The 25,915-nt window shown below is 60.1% G+C and carries 29 protein-coding genes and 1 tRNA gene; 18 read left to right on the forward strand and 12 right to left on the reverse strand.

Features of this window, described 5'->3' with window-relative positions; all coding sequences use genetic code 11:
- Positions 1-54 precede the first annotated feature (54 nt).
- Positions 55-1,488 carry a M48 family metalloprotease gene (locus tag KW838_RS16120; RefSeq protein ID WP_102698987.1) on the reverse strand — a complete coding sequence of 478 codons (1,434 nt, stop codon included), beginning with the start codon at positions 1,486-1,488 and terminating at the stop codon, positions 55-57.
- A 98-nt stretch (positions 1,489-1,586) separates the two neighbouring features.
- On the opposite strand from KW838_RS16120, the gene KW838_RS16125 reads away from it, so the two are divergent.
- Both KW838_RS16125 and KW838_RS16130 read left to right on the forward strand, forming a co-directional pair.
- The gene (locus KW838_RS16125) at positions 1,587-1,826 is read left to right on the forward strand and encodes a sulfurtransferase TusA family protein (protein ID WP_007979782.1); all 240 of its coding nucleotides are present in this window, start codon (positions 1,587-1,589) and stop codon (positions 1,824-1,826) included.
- A 31-nt stretch (positions 1,827-1,857) separates the two neighbouring features.
- A complete protein-coding gene (locus KW838_RS16130; RefSeq protein ID WP_007979780.1) occupies positions 1,858-2,928 on the forward strand; it encodes an AI-2E family transporter in 1,071 nt (356 codons plus the stop codon).
- A 145-nt stretch (positions 2,929-3,073) separates the two neighbouring features.
- On the opposite strand, the gene KW838_RS16135 is transcribed toward KW838_RS16130, so the two are convergent.
- Both KW838_RS16135 and KW838_RS16140 read right to left on the reverse strand, forming a co-directional pair.
- On the reverse strand, positions 3,074-3,547 hold the full coding sequence (locus KW838_RS16135) for a peroxiredoxin (protein WP_126049850.1): 474 nt from the start codon (positions 3,545-3,547) through the stop codon (positions 3,074-3,076).
- A 10-nt stretch (positions 3,548-3,557) separates the two neighbouring features.
- On the reverse strand, positions 3,558-4,118 hold the full coding sequence (locus tag KW838_RS16140) for a glycine cleavage system protein R (RefSeq protein WP_007979776.1): 561 nt from the start codon (positions 4,116-4,118) through the stop codon (positions 3,558-3,560).
- A 328-nt stretch (positions 4,119-4,446) separates the two neighbouring features.
- Here KW838_RS16140 and dapA point away from each other — a divergent pair, with 328 nt between their 5' ends.
- The 7 genes from dapA to KW838_RS16175 all read left to right on the forward strand — a co-directional run bounded on the left by dapA (position 4,447) and on the right by KW838_RS16175 (position 9,713).
- Positions 4,447-5,325, forward strand: coding sequence for a 4-hydroxy-tetrahydrodipicolinate synthase (gene dapA / locus KW838_RS16145; RefSeq protein ID WP_007979774.1), 879 nt, complete (start codon positions 4,447-4,449; stop codon positions 5,323-5,325).
- A 17-nt stretch (positions 5,326-5,342) separates the two neighbouring features.
- Entirely contained in the window at positions 5,343-6,458 is a 1,116-nt protein-coding gene (gene bamC / locus KW838_RS16150) for an outer membrane protein assembly factor BamC (RefSeq protein WP_218501694.1), read from the forward strand.
- 4 nt (positions 6,459-6,462) lie between these two features.
- The gene (locus KW838_RS16155) at positions 6,463-7,221 is read left to right on the forward strand and encodes an MBL fold metallo-hydrolase (RefSeq protein WP_218501696.1); all 759 of its coding nucleotides are present in this window, start codon (positions 6,463-6,465) and stop codon (positions 7,219-7,221) included.
- 28 nt (positions 7,222-7,249) lie between these two features.
- Complete coding sequence (gene purC, locus KW838_RS16160; RefSeq protein WP_007944067.1) at positions 7,250-7,963, forward strand: phosphoribosylaminoimidazolesuccinocarboxamide synthase; 714 nt, start codon at positions 7,250-7,252, stop codon at positions 7,961-7,963.
- Positions 7,964-8,046: 83 nt separating this feature from the next.
- Positions 8,047-8,136: transfer RNA gene (locus tag KW838_RS16165), tRNA-Ser, on the forward strand.
- Positions 8,137-8,369: 233 nt separating this feature from the next.
- Complete coding sequence (locus KW838_RS16170; protein WP_102674441.1) at positions 8,370-9,296, forward strand: LysR substrate-binding domain-containing protein; 927 nt, start codon at positions 8,370-8,372, stop codon at positions 9,294-9,296.
- Between the two features lie 51 nt (positions 9,297-9,347).
- A complete protein-coding gene (locus KW838_RS16175) occupies positions 9,348-9,713 on the forward strand; it encodes a 5-carboxymethyl-2-hydroxymuconate Delta-isomerase (RefSeq protein WP_007979758.1) in 366 nt (121 codons plus the stop codon).
- Between the two features lie 3 nt (positions 9,714-9,716).
- Here the strand turns inward: KW838_RS16175 and KW838_RS16180 are convergent, their stop codons facing one another.
- The 3 genes from KW838_RS16180 to KW838_RS16190 form a co-directional block, all read right to left on the reverse strand.
- Complete coding sequence (locus KW838_RS16180; protein ID WP_218501698.1) at positions 9,717-10,655, reverse strand: LysR family transcriptional regulator; 939 nt, start codon at positions 10,653-10,655, stop codon at positions 9,717-9,719.
- A gap of 113 nt (positions 10,656-10,768) precedes the next feature.
- Entirely contained in the window at positions 10,769-11,686 is a 918-nt protein-coding gene (locus tag KW838_RS16185) for a DMT family transporter (RefSeq protein WP_218501700.1), read from the reverse strand.
- A 13-nt stretch (positions 11,687-11,699) separates the two neighbouring features.
- Entirely contained in the window at positions 11,700-12,884 is a 1,185-nt protein-coding gene (locus tag KW838_RS16190) for a cyanate transporter (protein WP_218501701.1), read from the reverse strand.
- 485 nt (positions 12,885-13,369) lie between these two features.
- On the opposite strand from KW838_RS16190, the gene KW838_RS16195 reads away from it, so the two are divergent.
- The 6 genes from KW838_RS16195 (at position 13,370) to KW838_RS16220 (ending at position 19,913) form a co-directional block, all read left to right on the forward strand.
- A complete protein-coding gene (locus KW838_RS16195) occupies positions 13,370-14,752 on the forward strand; it encodes a glutamine synthetase family protein (RefSeq protein WP_218501702.1) in 1,383 nt (460 codons plus the stop codon).
- Between the two features lie 189 nt (positions 14,753-14,941).
- Positions 14,942-16,591 (forward strand): phosphoethanolamine transferase, encoded by a 1,650-nt coding sequence (locus KW838_RS16200; protein ID WP_218501703.1) that lies wholly within the window; start codon positions 14,942-14,944, stop codon positions 16,589-16,591.
- A 72-nt stretch (positions 16,592-16,663) separates the two neighbouring features.
- Entirely contained in the window at positions 16,664-17,314 is a 651-nt protein-coding gene (locus KW838_RS16205) for a class I SAM-dependent methyltransferase (RefSeq protein WP_218501705.1), read from the forward strand.
- A gap of 123 nt (positions 17,315-17,437) precedes the next feature.
- On the forward strand, positions 17,438-18,571 hold the full coding sequence (gene rnd, locus KW838_RS16210; protein WP_007979744.1) for a ribonuclease D: 1,134 nt from the start codon (positions 17,438-17,440) through the stop codon (positions 18,569-18,571).
- On the forward strand, positions 18,568-18,861 hold the full coding sequence (locus KW838_RS16215) for a YcgL domain-containing protein (protein WP_102698976.1): 294 nt from the start codon (positions 18,568-18,570) through the stop codon (positions 18,859-18,861). The genes rnd and KW838_RS16215 overlap by 4 nt, the downstream gene beginning before the upstream one ends.
- A gap of 119 nt (positions 18,862-18,980) precedes the next feature.
- The gene (locus KW838_RS16220) at positions 18,981-19,913 is read left to right on the forward strand and encodes a D-2-hydroxyacid dehydrogenase (protein ID WP_102698975.1); all 933 of its coding nucleotides are present in this window, start codon (positions 18,981-18,983) and stop codon (positions 19,911-19,913) included.
- 137 nt (positions 19,914-20,050) lie between these two features.
- On the opposite strand, the gene KW838_RS16225 is transcribed toward KW838_RS16220, so the two are convergent.
- A complete protein-coding gene (locus KW838_RS16225; protein WP_102698974.1) occupies positions 20,051-20,644 on the reverse strand; it encodes a nitroreductase family protein in 594 nt (197 codons plus the stop codon).
- Between the two features lie 164 nt (positions 20,645-20,808).
- Between KW838_RS16225 and KW838_RS16230 the strand changes: the two genes are divergently transcribed.
- Together KW838_RS16230 and KW838_RS16235 are read left to right on the forward strand one after the other, a co-directional pair.
- On the forward strand, positions 20,809-21,258 hold the full coding sequence (locus KW838_RS16230; protein ID WP_007984794.1) for a YcgN family cysteine cluster protein: 450 nt from the start codon (positions 20,809-20,811) through the stop codon (positions 21,256-21,258).
- A 35-nt stretch (positions 21,259-21,293) separates the two neighbouring features.
- Complete coding sequence (locus KW838_RS16235; RefSeq protein WP_218501707.1) at positions 21,294-22,523, forward strand: hypothetical protein; 1,230 nt, start codon at positions 21,294-21,296, stop codon at positions 22,521-22,523.
- Between the two features lie 109 nt (positions 22,524-22,632).
- On the opposite strand, the gene KW838_RS16240 is transcribed toward KW838_RS16235, so the two are convergent.
- From KW838_RS16240 to KW838_RS16255, 4 genes are all read right to left on the reverse strand, one after another.
- A complete protein-coding gene (locus KW838_RS16240; protein ID WP_218501709.1) occupies positions 22,633-23,010 on the reverse strand; it encodes a DUF2892 domain-containing protein in 378 nt (125 codons plus the stop codon).
- A gap of 80 nt (positions 23,011-23,090) precedes the next feature.
- Positions 23,091-23,561 (reverse strand): RNA methyltransferase, encoded by a 471-nt coding sequence (locus KW838_RS16245; protein ID WP_007993783.1) that lies wholly within the window; start codon positions 23,559-23,561, stop codon positions 23,091-23,093.
- Positions 23,562-23,759: 198 nt separating this feature from the next.
- The gene (locus KW838_RS16250; protein WP_218501711.1) at positions 23,760-24,131 is read right to left on the reverse strand and encodes a YajD family HNH nuclease; all 372 of its coding nucleotides are present in this window, start codon (positions 24,129-24,131) and stop codon (positions 23,760-23,762) included.
- Positions 24,132-24,181: 50 nt separating this feature from the next.
- Positions 24,182-24,868: a spermidine synthase gene (locus KW838_RS16255; protein ID WP_007972413.1), complete on the reverse strand. Its 687-nt coding sequence runs from the start codon at positions 24,866-24,868 to the stop codon at positions 24,182-24,184.
- A 95-nt stretch (positions 24,869-24,963) separates the two neighbouring features.
- On the opposite strand from KW838_RS16255, the gene KW838_RS16260 reads away from it, so the two are divergent.
- Complete coding sequence (locus tag KW838_RS16260; protein WP_007972415.1) at positions 24,964-25,254, forward strand: hypothetical protein; 291 nt, start codon at positions 24,964-24,966, stop codon at positions 25,252-25,254.
- On the opposite strand, the gene KW838_RS16265 is transcribed toward KW838_RS16260, so the two are convergent.
- Entirely contained in the window at positions 25,251-25,724 is a 474-nt protein-coding gene (locus KW838_RS16265; RefSeq protein WP_007972417.1) for a cyclic nucleotide-binding domain-containing protein, read from the reverse strand. The genes KW838_RS16260 and KW838_RS16265 overlap by 4 nt on opposite strands.
- Positions 25,725-25,915 lie beyond the last annotated feature (191 nt).

The following is a 25,915-nucleotide window of genomic DNA, read 5'->3' on the forward strand; positions in this document are numbered from 1 at the left end:
AAAAACCGCCTCGAAAGAGGCGGTTTTTTTATGTCCGGACTTTTTGCAAGGGCGTCAGCCCATCATGTCCTTGATCAAGCGCTCCTGTTCCATCAGCTCGCGTTGCCGCGCGTCGATCCGCGAAGACAGCGGGAAGTTGCTGCCGGCCTTGCGTTTGGCGAAGTCCAGTTGCTGAATGGCCTGCTTGTAGTCCCCGACCAGGGCAAAATATTCGGCGCGCGCCTGATGCAGGCCGATGATATTGCCCGACAGGCCACGCGTCTCGGCAACCTGATACCACACGTCCGGGTCATCCGGCCGTGACTTGAGCAGGCCTTCGAGGGCTTTCTCCGCATCTGCGGTGCGGTTTTGCTTGAGCAGCAGGTCGACGCGCACCTGGTTCAGCGGGTAGTTGCCAGGGTATTGGGTCATCAAGCGGTCAACCCGGGACTGGGCATCCGCCAGGCGATTGTTGGTGATGTCCAGGTCGACCTGAGCCAGGTTGTAGATGATTTCGTTGGGTGACTTGGCCAGCAACTGCTTGAGGTTTTCCCGTGCTTCGTTCAGTTGGCCGCCCTTGATCTGGGCGATCGCCAGGCCGTAGCGTGCCACGTCGTTTTTCGGGTTCTCGTCGAGCTGGGCGCGGAAGCGCTTGGCGCCGAGCCCCGGAGTTTCCTCATAGATCAGCTGTACGCGTGCGCGGATCAGCTGGTAGCGCATGCTGTCTTCAATGCCGCCCGTTGGAAACTGCTCGGCGCGGTTGCGGGTGTCGGCGATACGCGATTCGGTGACCGGGTGAGTCAGCAGGAACTCCGGCGGCTTGGCATCGTAGCGATACTGACGCCCCAGGCGCTCGAACATGGTGGGCATCGAGCGGGGGTCGTAACCGGCCTTTTCCAGATTGAGGAGGCCGATACGGTCGGCTTCCTGTTCGTTCTGGCGGGAGAATCGCCGCTGTTCCTGAATAGCTGCTGCCTGTGTGCCGGCAATGGCTGCGATCCCGGCGTCACCGCCACCCGCGGCCGCTACCACGATACCCGCCAGCAATGCCGCCATCATGGGGACTTGCATGCGTTGTTGCGCTTCGATACCTCGGGCAAAGTGGCGCTGCGACAAGTGAGCCAGTTCGTGCGCCAGTACCGAGGCATATTCGCCTTCGGTCTGGGCGTTGAGGAACAAGCCACCGTTGACCCCGACGATCCCGCCCGGCGCCGCAAAGGCGTTGAGCTGCGGGCTGTTGATCAGGATGAACTCCAGGCGTCGGTCAGTGACCTGGCTGGTCTCCAGCAGGCGGTAAACGCTGGATTCCACGTAATTCTTGAGTTGCGGGTCGTTGAGCTGCGAAACCTGGCTGCGCAACATGGCCAGCCAGGCGCGGCCGAGCTGGTATTCCTGTTGTGGCGAGACAATGGCAGAACTGGCGTCGCCGAGTGACGGCAGGTCGTCGGCGAAGCCCGGTGAGGCGAGCAGGCAAGCGAGCGTCAGCAGGGTAGGGCGCAAAAATGTCATGCACAAAGCCTTAGTCGACAAAGACCTTACTGTAGCCGGACACCGGCGTTGCGACCAGATATTCTAGGCAACTCAACCACCTGACCCGGAGTGATGCAATGACCGATGCTGTAGAGCATGACGTTGAACTGGACGCCAGCGGCTTGAATTGTCCGTTGCCGTTGCTCAAGGCCAAGATGGAGCTCAACCGGCTGGCCAGTGGCGCAGTACTCAAGGTCATCGCCACCGATGCAGGTTCGCAGCGCGACTTTCGCACCTTTGCCCGATTGGCCGGTCATACCCTGCTTCGTGAAGAAGATGAGGCGGGTGTTTACCGCTACTGGTTGAAAAAAGCCTGAAGTCTGCAGCGTTTGCTCCTAAGGATTATTGATGTTCAAAGTGTTACGCGACTGGATTCAGCGCTATTTTTCCGATGAAGAAGCGGTGGTGCTGGCTGTCCTGCTGTTTCTGGCGTTCACCGCCGTATTGACCCTGGGCGGCATGCTGGCGCCGGTGCTCGCCGGGATGGTGCTGGCGTACCTGATGCAGGGGCTGGTGGTGACGCTTGAACGCCTGCGTGTGCCGGGCGGGGTCGCGGTGGGGCTGGTCTTTGCGTTGTTCATGGGGCTGTTGCTGGTGTTTATCGTGGTGGTCGTGCCGTTGTTGTGGCATCAACTGATCACCTTGTTCAACGAGTTGCCCGGCATGCTCGCCAAGTGGCAGTCACTGTTGCTGCTGCTGCCCGAGCGCTATCCGCATCTGGTGTCTGATGAGCAAGTGCTGCAGGCCATCGAAGTGGCGCGCGGCGAAATCGGCAAGTTTGGTCAGTGGGCACTGACGTTCTCGCTGTCGAGCCTGCCCTTGCTGGTGAACATCATGATCTACCTGGTGCTGGTGCCGATCCTGGTGTTTTTCTTCCTCAAGGACCGGGCCATGATCGGCCAGTGGGTGCGTGGTTACCTGCCCCGTGAACGGGCGCTGATCACCCGGGTCGCCCATGAGATGAACCGGCAGATCGCCAACTACATTCGCGGCAAGGTCATCGAAATCTTCATTTGCGGTGGCGTGACCTACATCGCCTTTGTCGTTCTTGAACTCAACTACGCGGCGTTGCTGGCCCTGCTAGTGGGGATTTCGGTGGTGGTGCCTTATGTCGGCGCCGTGGTGGTGACTGTGCCCGTGTTTCTGATTGCGCTGTTCCAGTGGGGCTGGAGTGATCAGTTCATCTACCTGATGGCGGTCTACGGAATCATCCAGACGCTCGATGGCAACGTGCTGGTCCCCTTGCTGTTCTCGGAGGCGGTCAACCTGCACCCGGTGGCGATCATCTGCGCAGTGCTGTTGTTTGGCGGGTTGTGGGGCTTCTGGGGGGTGTTCTTTGCGATTCCCCTGGCGACGCTGTTCAAGGCGGTGCTGGATGCCTGGCCGCGCAAGGAGCCGGAAGTGGCGCCGTTGCTTTAGCGGCCAGCCTTGATTTTTCAGTGAGGGTGATGGCCTCTTCGCGGGCAAGCCCGCTCCCACAGTTGACCGAGTTGTTCAGGCGAACAAGGTCCAATGTGGGAGCGGGCTTGCCCGCGAAAGCGTCCGGATAGGCGCTATATAAGAATCAGGCTTTATCGAGGGCCTGAGCCGCCGCCAGAACAGCATCCACATGCCCCGGCACCTTCACACCACGCCATTCCTGGCGCAGCACGCCATTCTTGTCGATCAGGAAGGTGCTGCGATCCACGCCCATGTATTCCTTGCCATACAGCTTTTTCAGCTTGATCACGTCGAACAGTTGGCAGATGGCTTCGTCCTTGTCGCTGATCAGCTCAAAGGGGAATTCCTGTTTGCACTTGAAGTTCTCGTGGGACTTCAGGCTGTCGCGAGACACGCCGAACACTTCGGTGTTGGCGGCCTTGAACGCGGCATGCTGGTCACGAAAGCCCTGGCCCTCGGTGGTGCAGCCCGGTGTGCTGTCCTTCGGATAGAAGTAGATCACCACCTGCTTGCCCTTCAGGCCTGCGAGGCTGACGGTCTGCCCGCTGGTGGCGGGGGCTTCGAAATCGGCAACCGGTTGGTCGATGGCAACGGCCATGAAAGCTTCCTTACATTGGGTTCTGTGGGCGCCACGGTTCGATCAGGGCGTCCAGGTTCAGCGCGTCGGCGAAATCCAGGAACTGATCGCGCAGCCAGCTGATCTGCACGCCGGCCGGCAAGGTCACGGTAAACGTGGCGTTGAGCATGGTGCCGCCGGTCTGCGGAGCCTGATAGGTGTCGCAGGTCAGGTTCTCCAGCTCGACATTGTGGTCCATGAAGAACTGGCACAGCTCGTTGATGATGTCCGAGCGGTAGGCCGAGCTGACATAAGCGACGTACGGCAGGGCCTGTGGGCGGTTTTCCAGGGCGGCGCTGCGCACCACGTTGACCGTGAACGCATGACGCTTGGCCAGCACTGGCAGGCTGCCTTCCAGGCGCGCCAGGGCATCCCAGCTACCGGAGATTTCCAGCACCAGGGCACTGCATTCGCCATGGCGGGTCAGGCGAGAGGTGACAACGGCGCAGCGGTTTTCATGGCTGGCGCGGCACAGGACGTTGGTCAGCTCCATGGGGTTGGCGCCGAGGGCACTGATAACAAGGAATTGTTCGCGAACTGTGGGGGTGGACATGCAGCATTCCTAAAGCGATGAGCGGTCGGTACGTCTAAGGGCTGATTGGCCGGGAGCGAGCCTGCGGATGCGAACTCAGAAAGTCCCGGTGGCAGGTTGCGAACAGGCTCCGCCGGGGCGGGAGCGAGACGTGGCAACGCTGGATCAGGACTTGTGATGCCGAAAATGGAGGCTGAAACCCGACGGACGAGCTTGTCTGTAACGATCAAAGTCTGAAGGGTAGCGAAAACCGGCGCCAAGGGGAATGGCGGCAGCACAGTACTTCGCTTGTGCAAGCAACTTGGCGCCAGTACCATTACGGCTCTCTTTTTCCGGCAGGAGCGGTTTCATGATTGCGGGCAGTATGGTGGCACTGGTCACTCCCATGGATGCACAGGGGCGTCTTGACTGGGACAGCCTCAGCAAACTCGTGGACTTCCACCTTGAAAACGGCACCCACGCCATTGTCGCCGTCGGTACCACCGGCGAGTCGGCAACCCTTGATGTCGATGAACACATCGCCGTCATCAAGGCGGTAGTCAAGCAGGTCAATGGTCGCATTCCGGTGATTGCCGGTACCGGCGCCAATTCGACCCGCGAAGCCGTCGAATTGACCCGCAATGCCAAGGAAGCCGGCGCCGATGCCTGCCTGCTGGTCGTGCCGTACTACAACAAGCCGACCCAGGAAGGCCTGTACCTGCACTTCAAGCACATCGCCGAAGCGGTCGACATCCCGCAGATTCTCTATAACGTTCCCGGCCGCACCTCCTGCGACATGCAGGCCGAGACCGTGATCCGCCTGTCCACCGTGCCGAACATCATCGGTATCAAGGAAGCGACCGGCGACCTCAAGCGCGCCAAGGCCATCCTCGATGGCGTCAGCAAGGACTTCATCGTGCTGTCCGGCGATGATCCGACCGCGGTCGAGCTGATCCTGATGGGCGGCAAGGGCAACATCTCCGTCACCGCCAACGTCGCTCCGCGTGAAATGGCCGACCTGTGCGAGGCCGCCCTCAAGGGTGATGCCGAGACTGCACGGGCAATCAACGAAAAACTGATGCCGCTGCACAAGGACCTGTTCATCGAAGCCAACCCGATTCCGGTGAAGTGGGCTTTGGTCGAAATGGGCCTGATGCACGAAGGCATTCGCCTGCCGCTGACCTGGCTGAGCGCACCTTGTCACGAAACGCTCCGCACGGCCCTGCGCCAGTGCAGCGTCCTGGTTTAATTGAGGAAGTACAACGCATGAAGCGAATGGCCGGACTTTCCGCACTTGCCTTGATTATCTCCAGCACCAGTGGCTGCGGATGGATCTGGGGCCCGGAAGGTTATTTCCGTGACCGTGGTAGCGATTACCTGGAAGCGCAACAGACTGCACCGATGCAAATTCCGCCGGATATCCATACCGCCAAGCGTCTGGATCCGCTGTTGCCGATCCCGCGCAACGTGGCCGATGACACGGCTACGGGCGAATACATCGTTCCTCGTCCCCAGCCGCTGACGGCGGCTGCCGACGCCAGTCCCTATTCGCTGCAGAAGAGCGGCGGCACCAGCTCCATCCTGGCGCAGAACCCGCCGGCCGAAATCTGGCCTGTGGCCGTTCAGTTCTTCCAGGACAACGGTTTCCGTCTGGATGAACAGCGCCCGCAAACCGGCGAATTCACCACGACCTGGCAGCATGCCGATGAACTGTCTGCGGCCATGGCCAAGCGCCTGGGCGCGGCCGGCGTCAGCACCGACAGCGAAACCCGCGTGCGGGTGCGCATCGAGCCGGGCGTGCAGCGCAACACCAGTGAAGTCTACGTGGTCAGCGCCGAGCGTCCTGCCGGCAGCACCGCCGACGTCGAGTTCACCAACCGTTCGGTCAACACTGGCCTGGACGCGGCACTGGTCGACGACATGCTCGCGAGCATGAGCCGTATCTCGGAGAAGGGCGGTTCGGTCTCCATGCTGGCTTCGCGTGATTTCGACGCGCCCAACCGTGTCAGCCTGAGTGAAGACGGCAGCGGCAACCCTGTGCTGAACGTCGGTACCGACCTTGACCGTGCCTGGTCGAGCGTAGGTCGTGCGCTGGAGCAAGGCGAATGGCGCGTTGAAGACATCAACCGCAGCCTGGGCCTGTACTACATCAACCTGGCCGAAAAAGCCGAGAGCAAGGACGACAAGCCAGGCTTCTTCAGCAGCCTGTTCGGCAGTGCGCCGACCAAGGAAGAGCTTGAAGCCCGTGCCGAGCGTTATCAGGTTCGCCTGAGCAAGGTTGGCGAGAACGTCCAGGTCACCGTCGAGAAGAACATCAACACCGTGGCGCCAGCAGATGTGGCGCGTAAAGTGTTGAGCAAGATTCAAGACAACCTGGGCTGATCCTATGCGTTTTGCCGTTCTCGGCAGCGGCAGTCAAGGGAACGGCACGCTGATAGCCAGCGCTGATACGTACGTGCTGGTGGATTGTGGTTTTTCCCTGCGGGAAACCGAAAAACGCCTGCTGCGACTGGGTGTGAGCCCTGCGCAGCTGAGCGCGATACTCGTGACCCACGAACATGCCGACCACGTGCATGGCGTGGGTTTGCTGTCTCGGCGCTACAATCTGCCTGTCTACCTCAGTCGCGGGACCTTGCGCGGGATGCGCAAACCGATTGAACCCGCAGGCTTTCTGGCCGGCGGCGAGCAGTTGCAAATCGGCGACTTGAGCATCGGTGTCATTGCCGTGGCCCACGATGCACAGGAACCGACGCAGTATGTCTTCAGTGACGGTTCACGGCGTTTCGGCCTGTTGACCGACCTGGGCTCCTATTGCGACAAGGTGCTGGACGGTTACCGGGACCTCGATGCATTGATGATCGAGTCCAACCATTGCAGGGACATGCTGGCTCGCGGTCATTACCCGTACTTTCTCAAGCAGCGGGTGGGCGGTGAACTGGGACATTTGAACAACCATCAGGCGGCATTCCTGGTGGCCGAGCTGGGCTGGAAGGACCTGCAACACCTGGTCCTGGCCCATCTGAGCAGCAAGAACAACCTGCCGCAGCTGGCCCGGCAATGTTTTGTCGACACCCTCGGGTGCGACCCGGACTGGCTGCAACTGGCCGATCAAGATTCAGGGCTCGACTGGCGACACATCGCCTAGCCCATCTACTTAGCAAGCGGAGCCCATCATGGAAAAACGTGAAGAACTCTACCGCGGCAAAGCCAAGTCGGTTTACAAGACCGACGACGCTAACCGTTTGATCCTGCTGTTTCGCAACGACACTTCGGCGTTCGACGGCAAGCGTATCGAACAGCTCGACCGCAAGGGCATGGTGAACAACAAGTTCAACGCCTTCATCATGCAGAAGCTCGAAGCGGCCGGCGTGCCGACCCAGTTCGACAAACTGCTGGGCGACAACGAATGCCTGGTGAAGAAGCTGGACATGATCCCGGTCGAGTGCGTCGTGCGTAACTACGCCGCTGGCAGCCTGGTCAAGCGCCTGGGTGTCGAAGAGGGCATGAAGCTCAACCCTTACACTTTCGAACTGTTCCTGAAGGACGACGCCAAGGGCGACCCGTTCATCAACGAATCCCACGTCGTGGCTTTCGGCTGGGGCACCGCCGAGCAACTGGTTCGTATGAAGGAACTGTCGCTCAAGGTCAACGAAGTCCTGAGCAAGCTGTTCGACGACGCCGGCCTGCTGCTGGTCGACTTCAAGCTGGAATTCGGCGTGTTCCACGATGGTTCCATCGTGCTGGGCGACGAGTTCAGCCCGGACGGCTGCCGCCTGTGGGACAAGGCTACCGGCAAGAAAATGGACAAGGACCGCTTCCGTCAGGGCCTCGGTGACGTCATCGAAGCCTACGAAGAAGTCGCCAACCGTCTGGGCGTACCGCTTTAACCGACGCAAGCATCTGAAAGCACAGAAATATTTCGCTTAGGGGGTTCGCTTCCGGCGAAAGTGTTGTTATGATGCGCGCCGTTGGAGAGATGCCAGAGTGGCCGAATGGGACGGATTCGAAATCCGTTGTACCTTCACCGGTACCTAGGGTTCGAATCCCTATCTCTCCGCCATTACATTGAAAAAGCCCCGTAGCTGAAAAGTTGCGGGGCTTTTTCGTTTCTGAAGCTTTTTCAGTGGACTATCGCTGCCGGCATCTGATTAAGGGGACCCGCGAACAGACCTCGATCAAGGAAATCGAGTTGCCTAAACGTGAACCGCATCAGGCTGTTGAACTTGAGTTGGATAGACGGCAGTTGCCCCGGCTACCTAAACTGTCAGCAGATTTGGGGATCGGGGACACTGGATGAATCGCAACGAACTTCGCAAGGCAGATATCAACCTGATGGTGGTATTCGAAACGCTGATGCTGGAGCGCAATGTCACCCGGGTGGCGGAGAAGCTGTTTCTCGGTCAGCCGACCATCAGTTCGGCGCTCAACCGCTTGCGTGCGATGTTCAATGATCCGCTGTTCATCCGTGTTGGCCATCGCATGGAGCCGACGGCACGGGCAGAGGAGATCATCAGGCACTTGTCGCCGGCGCTGGATTCCTTGTCCGTGGCCTTGAGCCTGACCCATGATTTTGACCCGGCCAGCAGCACGATGACGTTCCGCATCGGGTTGTCCGACGATGTCGAGTTCGGCCTGTTGCCGCCGTTGCTGCGAACCCTGCGCCAGGAAGCGCCAAAGGTGGTGTTTGTGGTGCAGCATGTCGATTACTGGCGGATTCCCGACTTGCTGGCGTCCGGCGATATCACGGTGGGTATCAGCCAGACCCGCGGCTTGCCGGCCAATGCCAAGCGCAAGTTGCTGCGGCACATCCAGCCCAGCATTTTGCGCGCCGATGCCTCCGATACTCCGCTGACGCTTGATGAATATTGCGCGCGACCGCACGTGCTGGTGTCCCATACCGCCAACGTCAGTGGCTACGCCGACGAGTGGCTGGCGGAAATCGGCCGCACGCGCCAGGTGGTGCTCTCGGTGCCGCAATACAGTTCGTTGCCGGCACTGCTCGCCGGGACGGACCTGATCGCCAGCCTGCCGGACTACACCGCCGAGGCGATGGCTGCTTCGGGAATGCTGTTCAAGGAGCCCTTTCCGTTCAAGACACCGACCCTGGATTTGTCCATGGTCTGGCTCAGTCATGTCGATACCGACCCTGCCGAGCGCTGGTTACGTTCGCGCCTGGAGGCGTTCATGAGTGAGCGTGCCGTTTTGCCGCTGCCCGAATGAACAGGGCATGTTATACGTACGAGCTTTCCATCCCCTTCCAGGAGCCAACTCATGCCTCACCTGCACATGGAATACACCGCCAACCTGACTGACCTGAATGCCGATGTGGCGTTGATGCGGTTGAACAATACGCTGGTGGGTTCCGGTCAGTTTGCTGCCGAATTCGACATCAAGAGCCGCGCGGTCAGGGTCGAGACGTTCAAGGTTGGTACTGCTCTGGCTGAACGGGCATTCGTGCATGTGAAACTGGCACTGTTGAGTGGTCGTTCTGCACAGATCAAGAAACAACTCTCCGAAAGCCTGCTGGCGGTGGTTCAGGACCTGTGTGAGTGGCCGAGCGGCGTTGAAGTCCAGCTGTGCGTGGAAATTCTCGACATCGATCGCGATTCCTACAGCAAGACCGCCATCAGCCACTGAGTATCAGGCCGTTTCCTGCACGGCGCAGGCCTGGATCACTTGCGCTCGCAGCCAGGTGTTGGCGCTGTCCTGATCGACACGCTGGCTCCACTGCATGTCGAGGGTGAAACCCGGCAAACCCTCGGGCGCTTCACAGTGATTGAAGGTGTCGGTACTGGCCAGCAGCCGCTGGATGCGCCGAGGCAGGGTCAGGGCATAGTCGGTGCCGTTAATCAGCTTCAGCGCTGCGCTGTAACTGTTGGCGCGCGCGACGATCTGGCGCTGTTTGGCCTGCTGCGCGAGCCAGCCGTCGACCATGTTGGTGGCGGACGTCCAGGGTGTCGGGAACACGTGTCGACGTTCGACATAGGTTTGCAGGCTCAAACGCGGTTCCGCCGGGGTGGCGCGTTTGTCGAACACACAGACCAGATCATCTTCAAGCAGCGTCCGGGATTTGAAATCGACGTGGCTGCGATGAAAGTTCGGGCCGAAACACATCACCAGGTCGAGATCGCCTTCGCGCAACGCTTCGGCCGGGATGTCGGCTTCGAGTTTGAACACATTGACCGTCACCGGAAGATCGGCGAGGGCGAAGGTTTTCAACAGGCGCGGCAGGATCAACTGCTCGAAATATTCCGGGGCGCAGAGGTTGAACGTCACGGCTTGCAGGCCTGGGTCGAACGCGGGTGAGCCGGCGTGACACAAGTTGATGCTTTCCAGGATTTTCAGCGCGTGAGGGTACATCGCGCTGGCTTTGCCGGTGGGCTGCATGCCGCCGGTACGGGTATTGATGAACAGTTCGTTCTCGAAGCTGTTGCGCAGTTTTTTCAGGCAGTAACTCACTGTGGACTGGCTGACGCTAAGCATCTCCGATACGCCGGTGACGCTGTTCTGCTCGTACACGGCGACGAACACCATGAGGTCCTGCATGTCGAGTTTTCTAAGCGAATTACTGTTCAGCATCCATTGCGTCTCGCTGCGTCCCTTGCGCTGACCCTGTGCAGGGTGGATGAATTATCCTAACGGAATGAGCGAACAGGGAAAATGCCTTGCAGGAAGTTTCGCCCTGAAGCCCTTCAACTCTGGACCATCGCCGACACGGCGCGGCGGCTGGAGATCAACAGCGCGAACATGCCGATGCCCACCAGCAGCGCGCCGGCCAGCTCCAACGGCAGCGGCATCTGGCGTCCCCAAAACCAGTGAAACAAGGTGATGAACAGCGTGCTCAGGTAGATGTAGGAAATCACCGAGGATGGCGCGATCACGCCGATGGCCCGATGCAGCAGCCAGAACGTCGCCAGGGTGGCGAACACCGCCAGGTACATCAGCCAATAGAAATCCTTGAGCGTCAGTGATGATGCCGAGCGCCAACCACCACTGAATCCGCAGAACACCAGCAGGAACAGCGCGCCGAACAGCATGTTCCAGAACGTCATGGGCACCGGCCCGCGTCCCTTCAGGCTATTGGATTTCAGGCGTTGGCTGAGCGGGGCGTAGAGTGCCATCGCCAGGCAACCGATGCCGTACACGGTCAGTGCATACGGCGATGGCAACTCGCCGGGGCCGGTGCCTTTCATGATCAGTAACACCGCCCCGGCAGCGGCGAGCAGCATCGGCACAATCCGTTGTTTCAGGCGGCTGTCAGGTATGAGCACGGCTTCGAAAGCCAGGGTCATCAGCGGCACCAGCGTAAACATCGTCCCGGTATTGACGGCGGAGGTGTAGCGCAATGCTTCGAACAGCGAGCCGAAGTACAACGCCAGCAGCAGGCCGAGCACCGCGTGACCCAGCAGCCCGCGGGCGGTCATGACGGCATTGCCTTCACGCAGCAACAGCGGCAGAAACACCAAGGCGCAGAACAACAGGCGCAAACCGGTCAGCAGGATCGGGTCGATGGCCTGGCTGACTTGCGCCGCTGCGGAAAACGATGCGGCGATCAACAAGGCCCAAAGCAGCATGCTGGCGTGAGCGGCGGCGAAACCGGTGGTTTTCATGGCAGGCTCCGGGTCAGTGGATGTGGCGGCTGTAGTGCCTTGGGTTGAAGCGCAAAACCATCAACATCATCAGCGCCATGACCGCCGCGAGCGACCACCAGGCCCATTCAAAGCTGCCGAGCCGGTCGCGGATGATCCCCGCCAGCAGCGGCGACAGGCTGGCGATCAGGTAGCCGATGCCTTGCACGAATGCGGTCAGGCCACCGGCGCGCAATGGATTGTCCAGGTGATCCAGCGATACGATCAGGCTCATCGGGAACAGCCCGCCAATGCCCAGCCCCAGCAGGCATGGCCACATCAGGCTCAAGTGCTGCGGGCTCAGAATCAGTCCGCAGAAACCGGTGATGATCAGTGCCAGCAAGACCATCAGCACGACGCGGCGGTCGCGGCTGCGATTGGCGATGAAGGGCGTCAGCAGGCCCGACAGCACTTCCATTGCGGTCAGAAACCCGAGCAGCAATCCGGCGTGTTGCTCGCTCCAGCCCTTTTCCACGTAGTACGGCGCCAGCCAGGCCAGAACGCAGGTGTAGGACGCAGTACCCAGGCCAAAGAAGATCGCGAGTAACCACGCGCGGGAATTGGCGAAGAACGAACCTTTTTGGGGAGCCCTCGAGTCCAGTGTGGGCATCCCCGCGCTTTGGCTGCGCCAGAAGAGCAATGCCAGCACGGCGAGAACGGCCCAGATCGCCAGGCCCATACGCCAGCTGCCGCTAGACCCCATCACCAGCGGCGCAAAGGACGCACCCATGGCGGCACCGCCCATGATCGATGTGACGTAGAGCCCCATGCACAGGGCAACGTGGTCGCTGAAGCGGGATTTGATCAGCGCAGGCATCAGGGCCTGGATCAGGGCGATCCCGATACCTGCCAGCACGGCGCTGAGGATCAATTCGCCTACCGAATCGAGAAACAGGCGCGACACCGTGGCCACGCCTATGATCAGCAACGAAAGTACGACAGTGCGCTGTTCACCGAGACGCTGGCTGACACGCAGTCCGAAAAACATCGCCAGTCCCATGGTCATGACGGGCAGCAGGGTCAGCAGTGATGCCAGGCTGAAACTCAGCGGGATGTCCTCGCGAATTGCCGAGAGCAAAGGCCCGACGGCGGCCATGGAGGGACGCAGGTTCAGGGCGACGAGAACAATGCTGAACATCAGCCAGAGGGCAGGGCGGGTAGTCGCGCGGGTGTTTTCCATGATCGGACCTTGAACGGTAGGGTTGTGATTAGGCGCGCGAGGCCGCAAGGCCGCAAATCAGAAAGTCTGGTGATGTATTTGGAAATTAAATAAGCGTGCGGTCATACGGACGCCGTTGAATGTTTAGTCAGACGACATCCAAGGTTCTTCAAATCCTGATTTAACGACCGAACCCATCGTGTGACGCTGCGGGTCATCTGTTTTCTGCGGTTCTCTCTATGGACGGTTGGCCAGTCGCAATCCACTTCAAGGCAACCATCGGCGCTCGAGCGTCGAGCCTTGGTCGTCGATTCACGCCCGCCACCGCCCCAAGCCTCTCTGCACTTCCTTCTGAACTGGCCTTCTGGGCGCTGTGGCATTGCCGACATGCGCGCCCGCCGGATTCCCGCTTTTTCCGCTGATTGTTCCTACATATTCCGGTTGGTACCGGAATTAAAGTGCGGGTGCCTTTGCGCACCCGTCAGACACGGAAAAAGAGAGTTTCCATGAGTACTGCCACGACCTCGTTTGCCACCCGTCTTGAAGCCCTGACCTTTCTGGAACAGAACCCGGATATTGAAATGTTCGAGCTGTTCATCCTCGATAACAACGGTGTACCGCGGGGCAAGCTGCTGCACCGTGACGAGTTGCTGGCGGTGTATGAAAGCGGGCGGCCATTGCCGAGCACCATCCTCGGCCTGACCATCAACGGCGATGACGTGGAAAACTCCGGGCTGGTCTGGGATGTCGGCGATATCGACTGCCGGGCCTACCCGATCATCGGCAGCCTCACGCGTATGCCGTGGCGTCTGATACCGACTGCGGCCGTGCAGGTCAGCATGCACCCGACTGAGGGGATGCCCGCTACCATTGCCGATCCCCGTCACTTACTGGCGAAAGTCATCGAAGGTTTGCAGGCAGACGGCTATTACCCGGTCATGGCGGCGGAACTGGAGTTCTATCTGCTGGATCAGCAACGCGACAGCAATGGCCGGCCGCAACCGGCACGGGATGTCGATGGCGGGCGTCCGCGCGGCACCCAGGTCTATGGATTGCGCGAGCTTGAGCAGATCGAGCCGTTCCTGGCTGATCTCTACTGCGCCTGCAAGCTCCAGGGGATTCCGGCGCGAACGGCCATTTCCGAATACGCGCCAGGCCAAGTGGAAATCACCCTCGAACACCGCACCGACGCGTTGCAGGCAATGGACGAAGCGGTGCGCTACAAGCGCCTGGTCAAAGGGGTGGCGCACAAGCACGGCATGACAGCGTGCTTCATGGCCAAGCCATTCGATGACCTGGCCGGCACCGGGATGCACATGCACGTGAGTCTGGCGGACAAGGACGGCAACAATCTCTTTGCCAGCGAAGCCCCGGATGGAACGCCCCTGCTCAAGCAGGCTGTCGGCGGCATGCTCAGTACCTTGCTCGACTCGCTGTTGCTGTTCTGCCCCAACGCCAACTCCTACCGTCGATTCCAGGCCAATAGCTATGCGCCGCTGGCAGCCACCTGGGGTGTGGACAATCGTACCGTGAGTTTGCGCGTCCCTGGCGGGCCGGCGTATTCCCGGCACATCGAGCATCGAATTTGTGGCGCGGATGCCAACCCCTATCTGGCGGCGGCGGCGATTCTGGCCGGTATTCATCGCGGTATCCGCGAACACCTCGACCCGGGTGCGCCGGTGGAGGGCAATGGCTACGCCCAGGCCGCGAAACTGTTGCCGACCGACTGGCTGACCACTTTGCGATCGCTGGAAGGTTCCAGTTGGGCCAGGGAAGCCTTCGGCGGCGAGTTCCTCGGTGTCTACCTGGCGGTGAAACGCGCCGAGTATCGCCAATTCATGGGGGAGGTCGGCGAGCAGGACTGGCGCTGGTACCTGCACCAGGCTTGAGCCGAAACTGAACAAAAGCTGAACTATTCTCAAATAGTCTGAAGTTTCAGGCAGGCGTTATAAGCCAACTAATTGTTGGCTTCTTTTTCACAAAAAATTGATGGTTGGCTTCCTAAAATTTGAATGGTCTCGGTAAATGAAATTTTCACATTTACCGAAGGCACTTTTTTTCAGGACTCGCCGAACCTCATGTTTAAGATTAAAGCCGTGCGCCCCGAATGGGTGACACTGATTGCCAGTGCATTTTTGTTGGTTGGCTTCAACTTTGTACTCTGGCAACACCTGTTCGAAATCACCACGTCCGAGGGCAAAGGCATCGTCATGCGCGTGGCCTTCGGGATGATGATTTTCGCGGCTTTCAACATCGTGCTGACCCTGCTGGCCTTCCGGCCGGTGCTCAAACCGGTCCTGACCCTGCTGTTCATGGTCAGCGCGGGCGTGGCGTATTTCATGGGCCAGTATGGTGTCCTGATCGACACCGGCATGTTGCGTAACTTCGCTGAAACCAATGCCACGGAAGTGCGCGATCTACTGTCGTTCAAGTTGTTTGTTTATATTGTACTGCTCGGTGTATTGCCGTCATGGCTATTGTGGAAAGCACCAATTAACTATCGTCGCTGGCATCGTGAGCTGCTCAGTAAAGTCCTGGTGATGTTTGCTTCGGTGGCCGTCATTGGCGGTGTCGCACTGGTTAACTATCAAGGCCTGTCTTCGCTGTTTCGCAATCACCACGAGTTGCGCCTGATGGTGGTGCCAAGCAACTACATTGGTGCCTCGGCTGGTTTCCTGCGCGAGAAAGTAGCGACTGCGCGGCAACCCTTTGTCAAGATCGGTGAAGATGCCCAGCGCAATACGGCCTGGCAAACTCATGGACGCAAATCCTTGACGGTGCTTGTCGTCGGTGAAAGTGCCCGGGCAGAGAACTTCGGCATCCTGGGTTACAACCGCGACACCACGCCGAAACTGAGCAAGGAAGATGGCCTGATCGCTTTCACCGATGTGCACTCCTGTGGGACTGAAACCGCTGTATCGGTGCCTTGCATGTTCTCCAACATGGGGCGCAAGGACTACAACGCCAGCAAGGCCAAGAATGAAGAAGGCCTGCTGGATGTGCTCAAGCATGCGGGTATCGACGTGATCTGGCGTGACAACCAGTCGGGCTGCAAGGGTACATGCGATCGCGTCACAATCCAGGACGTCAGCAATCTGAAAGACCCGGCGCTGTGCGCCAACAGTGAATGCCGCGATGAAATTCTGCTGCAGGGACTTCAGCACTTCATCGATACCCTGGACAAGGACACCGTGCTGGTATTGCACCAGATGGGTAGCCACGGTCCGGAGTACTTCAAGCGTTATCCGAAAGAGTTCGAGCGTTTCACCCCGGTTTGCGAGAGTAATGCCCTGAACAATTGCAGTCGCGAAAGTATCGTCAATGGTTACGACAACACCTTGGTCTATACCGACCATGTGCTGTCGACCTTGATCGATCTGCTGCGCAGTAACCAGTCCAAAGTGGACACCGCGATGCTGTACTTGTCAGACCACGGCGAATCCCTGGGCGAGTACAACTTGTTCCTCCACGGCACGCCTTACATGCTGGCACCAGAGCAGCAAAAGCATGTAGCCATGTTTGCCTGGTTCTCCGACAGCTATAAAAAGTCGTTTGCGGTAGATACCCACTGCCTGCAACAGAGTCGTGAAAAGCCCCTGAGCCAGGACAACCTGTTCCATTCGATGCTGGGGCTGCTGGAGGTCAACAGCAAGGTCTACAACCAGGATCTGGACATGTTTGCCGGATGTCGTGGCCCGGTGACCGACGGCGTGTTGGCCAAGGACTGAGTGCTTCGATTTTGTTTCACGCGGCGGCTGCCGACCTGCGGCCTGTTGAACGTTTATCAAGAGCCCTTGCACATGTCCGCTCAGCCCCCATCCGCCATCGAACTCGAGATTGCCCGGCGCTACGACCAGGAACACGCGCGCGTCTGCCTTCAGCCGCAAGCGCCGGGTCTGACCGGGCGTCTGCTGCTCTGGCGTGAGGCGCGTCTGGTGCGCAATGCACTCAAGGTCGCCGGTGAACCGGGGCTGATCCTCGACGTGGCCTGCGGTGTGGGGCGTTTCTGGTCGGTGCTGGCCGAACATGCCAATCGGGTGATCCTCGCAACGGACCCGTCCCTGGACATCCTCGATCATGCCCGCACCCATCACCCGCAAAGCCTGTTGAAGCGGATCAAGACCTTTCAAAGCTCCGCCTTCTCGATTGGTTTGTCGGAGAACGCGGTCGACTGCATTTTTTGCATGCAACTGTTTCAGCACCTTTACAGTCCGGAGCATCGTCTGGCGATGCTGGGCGAGTTTTACCGGGTCAGTCGCGATACAGTGATTGTCGCGGTGCACCTCGACGGACGTTTCAAGGGCGCGCATTCAAGCGTGGAGGGAGCGCTACCGAGCAAGGCCGGGGTCGAAAGCGAGTTCAGGCAGGCGGGATTCCGTTTGCTCAGCCATCAGGATTTTTTTCCCGGTTGTGCACAAATGCGGGTCTACGTGCTGGGTAAGACCCGCTAGGCCGACCTTGTCGGACTATTCTTCATGTCACGCAGTCATTTTCGCTAACGCTCTTGTTCAGTGGATGCGCGGAAATCGCCGGGGGCGATATATACTGCGCGCCATTCTTCAAGGGAGAGCCGTGTGGCCATCGATATTCACTGGATTCGCGACAACGATAGCCTCGGTCGGTTTTGTGCCGAGTGGCAGCAGCTGCCATTCGTTGCCCTCGATACCGAATTCATGCGGGTCGACACCTTCTACCCGATCGCAGGCCTGCTGCAGGTCGGCGATGGCAAACGTGCCTACCTGATTGATCCGCTGACCATCGACAACTGGCAGCCTCTGGCCGCGTTGCTGGAAAACCCGGCCGTGCTCAAGGTTGTCCACGCGTGCAGCGAAGACCTCGAAGTCCTGCTGCGCCTGACCGGTAGCCTGCCGGCGCCACTGTTCGATACGCAATTGGCAGCCGCTTACCTGAACCTCGGTTTCTCCATGGGCTATTCGCGCCTGGTGCAGGAAGTGCTCGGCATCGACCTGCCCAAGGGTGAAACCCGTTCCGACTGGCTGCAACGTCCGCTCTCCGAAACCCAGATCAGCTATGCCGCCGAAGATGCCGTGCACCTGGCTGAAGTGTTCGTAAAGCTGCGTCCAAAGCTGTCTGACGAGAAATACGCCTGGGTCCTGGAAGACGGTGCCGAACTGGTGGCCAACCTGCGCCGCGAGATCGATCCGTACGAGGTCTATCGCGATGCCAAGCTGGCCTGGAAGCTGTCCCGTGCCCAACTCGCGGTATTGCGTGAGCTCTGTGCCTGGCGCGAAAAGGAAGCCCGTGCCCGTGACTTGCCGCGCAACCGGATCATCCGCGAGCATTCTTTGTGGCCGTTGGCGCGTACGCAACCGGATAACCTCGGCGCCCTGGCGAAAATCGAAGACATGCACCCGCGTACCGTGCGTCAGGATGGTGAGTTTCTGCTTGATCTGATCAAGCGCTCTGGCAGTGTGTCGCCAGATCAATGGCCGCCAGCCGTGCCGGAGCCGCTGCCGGTGGACGCTGCCGTGTTACTCAAGCAGCTCAAAGCCATCGGCCAGGCCGAGGCCGAGCGCCTGAACATTGCGCCGGAACTGATGCTGCGCAAGAAAACCCTGGAGGCGCTGCTCAAGAGCGGCTTCCCCAATGGTCCCTACCAATTGCCTGATTCGCTGCGTGGCTGGCGCCGCGAATTGATGGGCCAGGCGCTGCTGGACAGCCTGGTCACCGCCGGAGAACAGCCTTGAAACGTATTTGCTCCATCTACCGCAGCTCGAAAAGAAACGAAATGTACCTGTATGTGCTCAAGAGCGATGCTCTGGAGCGCGTGCCGGAACCCCTGATGGCAGCCTTCGGCAAGGCCATCCACGCCTTCGACCTGGTGCTCAGCCCCGAGCGCAAGCTGTCGCGCGAGGACATCACCGTCGTGCTGGATAACCTCGAAAAACAGGGTTATCACCTGCAAATGCCGCCTGCCGAAGACGAGTACATCGAGCACTTGCCGGAAGAATTGTTGCGCCGCAACGATCCGGTGTGAATGGCAGACAGGCTCTGTTCAGAGTGGTTATGAAACACTGATTGATTTTAGCGATGGCAGCATCGACCGAGCGGCGCTCTGTCGGCTGCCGTCTGCACCGTTTTTGAAAGGTTTGAAGCATGCGCGTCCTGATTGCTGAACACGACCACCCCGTGTACGCCCAACTGTTGCGCGAGGCGGCACCGGATCTGGAGGTGCTGACCAGCGGTGATTCCGCCGAGCTGGCCAGCCAGGCCGCTGATTGTCCGGTGTGGCTCGGCCAGCCTGATCTGCTGGCGACCCTGTTACGCCAGGGCCATCAACCGCAATGGCTGCAATCGACCTGGGCCGGCATTACGCCGCTGCTGGCCGATGGCTTGCCACGGCACTATCGATTGACCCGTGCAGTCGGCATCTTCGGGCAAGTCATGGCCGAGTACGTGCTCACCTATATGCTCGGTCACGAACGTGAAGTGCTGGCGCGACTGGTCAGCCAGGTCGAGCGCAAATGGGACAGCCGCCATGGCCAGAGCCTGGCGGGGCGCAAGGTGTTGATCGTCGGCACGGGTGATATCGGCCAGCGTGTCGCGCAGTTCCTCGTGCCGTTTGGTGTCGAGTTGTATGGCGTTGCCAGCAGCGCGCGGGAACAGGCGCCGTTCATCGAGGTCGGTTCACTGGCGGATCTGCCGCGGCTGGTCGGTGAAGTCGATTACGTGGTCAATCTGCTGCCGAACACGCCGGAAACCCACGATATCTACGACGCAGCCCTGTTCAAGCAATTCAAGCCGACCGGTTTGTTCATCAATGCCGGGCGTGGAGTGGCGGTGGTCGATGCGGATCTGGTGGAAGCCTTGAAGGAAGGGCATCTGGCGGGCGCGGTGATCGACGTGTGCCGTCAGGAGCCATTGCCCCAGCGGCATCCATTCTGGACAGCCTGGGGCCTGCTGCTCACCGGCCACAGCTCGGCACCGACTTCGCCGTCGATGATGGTGAAGCTGTTTGTCGAAAACCTGCGGGCGTTTGAGGCGGGAGAGGCGTTGCGCGGGGAAGTGGATTTCGATCGCGGGTATTGATTCACCGCTGATTCTGTCTGGAGCAAAAACTGTGGGAGCGAGCTTGCTCGCGATGAGGCCATTAGCTTCAACATCAATGTTGACTGACTGGCCGCCATCGCGAGCAAGCTCGCTCCCACAATGTTTTTTGCAGTGGCTTAGAGGGTGAAGTCGCCTTCAGCCGCCAGCTCGCTCAACGGACGACGCGGGCTTGGTACTTCACGAGCCTGCAGGTAATCCGCCAGGCTGGCCTTGTCCCCCAGCTTGCCCACCGCGACGGCGGCGTGCAGTGCGTAGCCTTCAGGAATGTTCAGCTCCTTGCGGGTCAGTTCCTGGTCGAAGCCGGCCATGCCGTGGGTGTGCCAGCCGCTCAGGCTCGCTTGCAGGGCCAGGTGGCCCCAGGCGGAACCGGTGTCGAAGGTGTGCCACAGGGCCGGGGTTTCTTCAGTGGCGCCAGGCGCGACGAAGGTGGTTTTCGAAATCACGATCACCAGGGCCGAGGCATGTTGCGCCCAGCTGCGGTTGAATTCGTTCAGCAGTCCCAGGTAGCGCTCCCAGTTCGGCGTGTCGCGACGTGCGTAAAGGAAGCGCCAGGGTTGCGAGTTGTAGGCCGAGGGTGCCCAGCGCGCGGCTTCGAAGAAGCTCAGCAGGGTTTCTACGGCAATGGCTTCGCCCGTGAAGGCGCGGGGCGACCAGCGATCGGTGAACTGAGGGTCAATGGTGTAATCGGCTACGCGTGGGTTGGCACTCATCAAGAGATTCCTTGCTACGTTTGAAAGTGGGAGCGACGAAAAACCCTACTTGGCAGCGCAGAAACTGACAAGCCCGTTCTACCGACAGTCGCCAATGCTTGGCCCACGGGGCTTCGGGCACTAGACTGGCGGCCTTTTCACCACCTGATGTCGATGCTCGAACCATGGCCGCCAAAGTAGAACCGTTCTGGATACGCAAGACCCTCGATCAACTCGATCAGGAGGAATGGGAGTCGCTGTGCGACGGCTGTGGATTGTGCTGTCTGCAAAAGCTTGAAGACGAAGACGACAACAGCGTCTATTACACGCGCATCGCCTGCAAACTGCTGGACCTGAAAACCTGCCAGTGCACCGATTATCCTAACCGTCGCGACACTGTGCCGGACTGTATCCAGCTCACGCCGGGCAAGGCCGACGAATTCAAATGGCTGCCGCCGACGTGCGGCTATCGCCTGGTCAGCGAGGGCAAGGACCTGCCGTTGTGGCATCACCTGGTGTGCGGTGATCGCGATGCCGTGCACCACGAGCGGATTTCCCAGTCCGGGCGCATGCTCGCCGAAGGCAGCGTGCCGGAAGACGACTGGGAAGATCACCTGATTTTCCGCGCAGGCTGACTGCCAGAGGCTCAACCTTTCACGAAGGAGTGTGTATGGCTGTGGGATGGCGGCAGGTGTGGGGCGTTGGATTGTTGGCCGTGAGTGCGCCCGTATGGGCCGCGAACAAGGTCGATCTGGATTATCACGTGCGCCTGTTGCCGCAGAACGATCAGGCCGAAGTGCGCCTGACGCTCGCCCAGGGCTCGGCGGTACGCAGCCTGGATTTCGACCTCGGCGACGGCAGCCACTACAGCGATTTCAAGGCCGATGGCCAATGGCAACTGACCCCTGGCAAAGCGGCGCGGGGTGTCTGGCGTCCAGCGGCCGACAAGGCCAGCCTGACGTATCGGGTGAATATCAACCACGGGCGCAAGAACGGCAGCTTTGACGCGCGCATGACGCCACACTGGGCATTGATGCGCGGCGACGATCTGGTGCCGCCTGCCAGACTCGATCAACAGGATGGCATCGAACTGGTTTCACGCCTTGAATTCGAGCTGCCCGGTGGCTGGAAAAGCGTTGAAACCGCGTGGCCACGGATTGGCCAGAACAAGTTCCGTATCGATAACCCTTCCAGGCTGTTCGACCGGCCCACGGGCTGGATGCTCGCCGGCCAGCTTGGTAGCCGCCGGACCCGTCTGGGCGAGACTGAAGTTACCGTCGCCTCGCCGCTGGGGCAGGGCATGCGGCGTATGGATGTGCTGACGCTGCTGACCTTCGTCTGGCCGCAAGTGCAGGCGCTATACCCGCGACACCCGGGCAAACTGCTGATCGTCGGAGCCAATGATCCGATGTGGCGTGGCAGCCGGTCGGCGCACGAGTCGATCTACCTCAACAGTCACCTGCCATTGGTCAGCGAAAGCGGCACCAGCGCCCTGGTCCGCGAGTTGGCCCAGGTGTTCGGACGGATCAACGGCACAAAGCGCAGTGACTGGATCAATGAAGGCTTTGCCGAGTATTACGCCATCGAACTGGTGCGGCGGGCCGGCGGCATGAGCGATGAACGCTACGAGAGCCTGCACGGCAAACTGGTCAGGACCAGCCAGAAGGTCAGCACGCTGCGCAGTGATCAGGCCAACCCGGCGCAGGTGGCCAGGGCGGTGGTGTTGCTGCAGGAGCTGGACCGCGAGATTCGCCTGAAAACCCATAACAAGCGTTCGCTGGATGACGTGTTGCGCGAGGCGATGCGGCTGGGGGATATCGACACCCAGGCGTTTGTTCAGCTCAGCGAGAGTGTGATTGGAGGGTCTTCAAAAGTGCTCAGTACCGAGTTGATTCAGTGAGTCCGTCATCGCGAGCAAGCTCGCTCCCACAGGGGATCTGTGTACACAAATCCCCTGTGGGAGCGAGCTTGCTCGCGATAGGGCCATCAGCCCCGCCGAACGATCCGGATCAAACCCCGGCTTTCGGCGACTTCAACGAATCATTACCCGTCACGGTTGCAGTTTTGGTCGCCGCCTCGGCATTGGCCTTCAACTGCCTCAGTTCCTCACCGGCCCGCTGGATTTTCGCCCGCACGTTGTCCATGTCCTGACGGCTTTTCTCCAGCAGGCTTTTCGCCGAACTGTGGCCGGTAATGCCGCGCGCCAGGGCTACGCCGCCGATGGCCACCTGGATCAGGCCGAAGATCCCGCCACGACGCAGGCCCTTGCCCACCATCACCACGCCGCCGGCCAGGGAGCCAATGCGTTCCCAGCCCTGCACGTTCTGCTCGGAAGGGCTCTGGAAGGGGGTGGATTCGATACGCTCGACGCGTTTGAGTTCGCTCATGGTCTGTCTCCAGGCTTCAGTGATCGATAGACAAGCTGACCGCCGGGGCGGGCAGCTCGTTCAATCGGATGTGCGGCGATTCAGCGGAATTTTGGACCGGAGCGGGTATTGAGCCCCTTGGACATGCGGTCGTAGAGCACGACGTTGACCGTGGCGGCCAGGTTCATGCAACCGGTGGTCGGAATGTAGACCACGTCTTCGCACCAGTCGCGAATCTCCTTATCCAGCGAGCCGTCTTCCGGGCCGAAGATGTAGAGCGCGCGATCCGGATGCGTGTATTCCGGCAGAGGGCGGGCACCCTCAACCAGTTCCACGGCGACGGGCACACAATTGAGCGGCAGGATTTTCTTCAGGTCATCGATGCCGATCAGCGGGATGTCGTAGTGCACGCGCTTGGTATCGGTGACGAAGTCGGCGGCGCGCTCATAGCGCTTGCCGGTGTAGAACACCGACGCCACGCCATAACAGCCAGCGGCGCGCATCACCGAACCGACGTTCTCCGGTGACTTGGGGTTATACAAACCAATGCAGCTGTACCGTTTGTCTGCCACGAGCGGGGTGCCTTTCGGGAAAAAAGCGCGATTATACGGGGATTGGGCGGCAGTGGTCAGTTCGGAGATTGGCGGTGTAGCTGAGGCCGCCTTCGCGAGCAAGCCCGCTCCCACAGTTGACCGAGGTGTCCAGACGGGCGCGGATCAATGTGGGAGCGGGCTTGCTCGCGAAGAGGCCGGTTCAGGCGCTGAAGATCTTCAGTCTTCTTTTTTCATCAACCCACCCAACGCCGCAAACGGATTGTGCGTAGCCTTGGCGATTTTCGGCGTGCTCAGCGAGCCTTCGCCGAAATACTGCTGGTCGGTATAGCGCGAGTGTTCGTTATCGTGGCAGTACAGGCACAACAGCTCCCAGTTCGAGCCGTCCTGCGGGTTGTTGTCGTGGTTGTGGTCGCGGTGGTGCACGGTCAGCTCGCTCAGGCGCTTGCCGGAGAACTCACGGGCGCAGCGGCCACAGACGTGCGGGTACATCTTCAGGGCCTTGTCGCGGTAGCCCATTTCCTTGTCGCGCTGGTTGTCGGCGAGGATGCGATCCAGCTTCGAAGTGTTGGTCGGGGTGGACGAACTCATGGGTTCACCTTTGTAGAATGACTAATGACGGTTATAGGGTGAAGTTTAGCCTAGCCCTTGAGCTTCTCGGCAATCCAGATGGTATGGCGGGTGCCCTTGTTGCCGTGGGCGAAGACCTGGACTTCCTCGGCCTTGAAGCCGGCTTTCTTCAGTTTGTCGGAAAATTGCCGATCAGCGCTGGCCGACCAGACCGCCAGCACGCCTTTGGGGCGCATGGCCCTGGCGCAGGCGTTCAGGCCCGCGGCGGAGTACAGCCAGCTGTTGGCCTTCTGGGTCAGGCCTTCGGGGCCGTTGTCGACATCGAGCATGATGGCATCGAAGCCCTGGGGTTCTGCTTGCAGGACTTTGGCCACATCTTCCATGCGAATCACCGTGCGCGGGTCGAGCAGCGGGTTGCCGGCCTTTTCGCCCAGCGGTCCACGGTTCCACTCAACCACGCCGGGGACCAGCTCGGCGACCACCACTTCGGCGGTCTTGCCCAGGTGCTTGAGCGCTGAGGCAAGGGTGAACCCCATGCCCAGGCCGCCGATCAGCACCCGCGAATTCGGTCGACCAGCGACTTTGCGGCAGGGGATCTCGGCCAGGGCGTCTTCGGAGCCGTGCATACGCGTGTTCATCAATTGTCCGCCGTCGCCACCCTGGATCTTGATGACGAAATCCTCGCCATATTCGAACAGGCACAGGGCACCGCCGTTTTCAGGAATGGGGGTGGTGTCCAGCAGAACGAAACGTTTCATGGGGCTCACTTGAAGAAAATTGGCAGAACTCGGGAGGGCAAACAGACGCAGTTGGGAGTAGCCTGTTCATGACGACAAGGCCAACGGAGCCATTGATGAAGCGCACCATTCTAACGGTCATTGCCCTGGCCGCGCTCTCGATAACTGCAGCGCAGGCCCAACAGTTGCAACCGATTCCCGTCAGCCCCGCGCCGATACCCGGTTCGCCGGGCACCGCCACGCCCACGCCTTACCCGCAAATCAGCCCGGCGCCGTTGCCGAAAGTCGGCCCCGGCAGTAGCGGGCCGCCGTTGGTGCCGATTGAAATGCCCAGCCCGCCAACCAAGGACCAGCCCGTGCCGGGAATCGAGCCGAACCCGCCGAAAGTCAAATCACCGGGTGGCTAGACCTGCTGCGACAGCAATTGACCGTCGGCCATGCGCAGGCGCTTGGACAGGGAGACGGCGAGGGCACGGATGATCTTGGCGGCGATTTTCGGTGCATCGTTGAGCATCTTTTCCAGCGAGTCCTTGCCCAGATTGAGCAACTGGCAGTTGCTGGCGGCCACACAACTGGCCGAGCGCCGCTCGCCGTCGAGCACGGCCATTTCCCCGAACGAGCGGCCGCTGCGCAACGTGGCGATGGTGACTCGTTGCCCGTCAGCGGTGGTTTTCTGCACCGCCACCTGACCGGTATGGATGATGCACATGAAGCTGCCGGCATCGCCCTCCTGGAAGATCTCCTCGCCCTGGGCAATGGTGCTGATACTGAAGTAGCCCGAGGCCGCGACGAAGTCCGCCGGCAACAGTTGATTGAACAGGCCGCAATCCATCAGCCAGTCGCGAATTTCGTTGTTCAGAAAGGTTGATTCAGACATGTCGTCACGGTCTTTTTGTGTGTTGCTGACTCGAATTTGAATTCACCGCAAATCCCCTGTGGGAGCGGGCTTGCTCGCGAAGGGGGCGTAACATTCAGTAGAGATGTTGACTGACACACCGCCTTCGCGAGCAAGCCCGCTCCCACAGGTGTTGTATCGGCTACCAGTGTCCGCAATTAAGACCGGTTCAT

The organism is Pseudomonas sp. PDM27 (assembly GCF_019219205.1).
Taxonomy (GTDB): domain Bacteria; phylum Pseudomonadota; class Gammaproteobacteria; order Pseudomonadales; family Pseudomonadaceae; genus Aquipseudomonas; species Aquipseudomonas laurylsulfatiphila.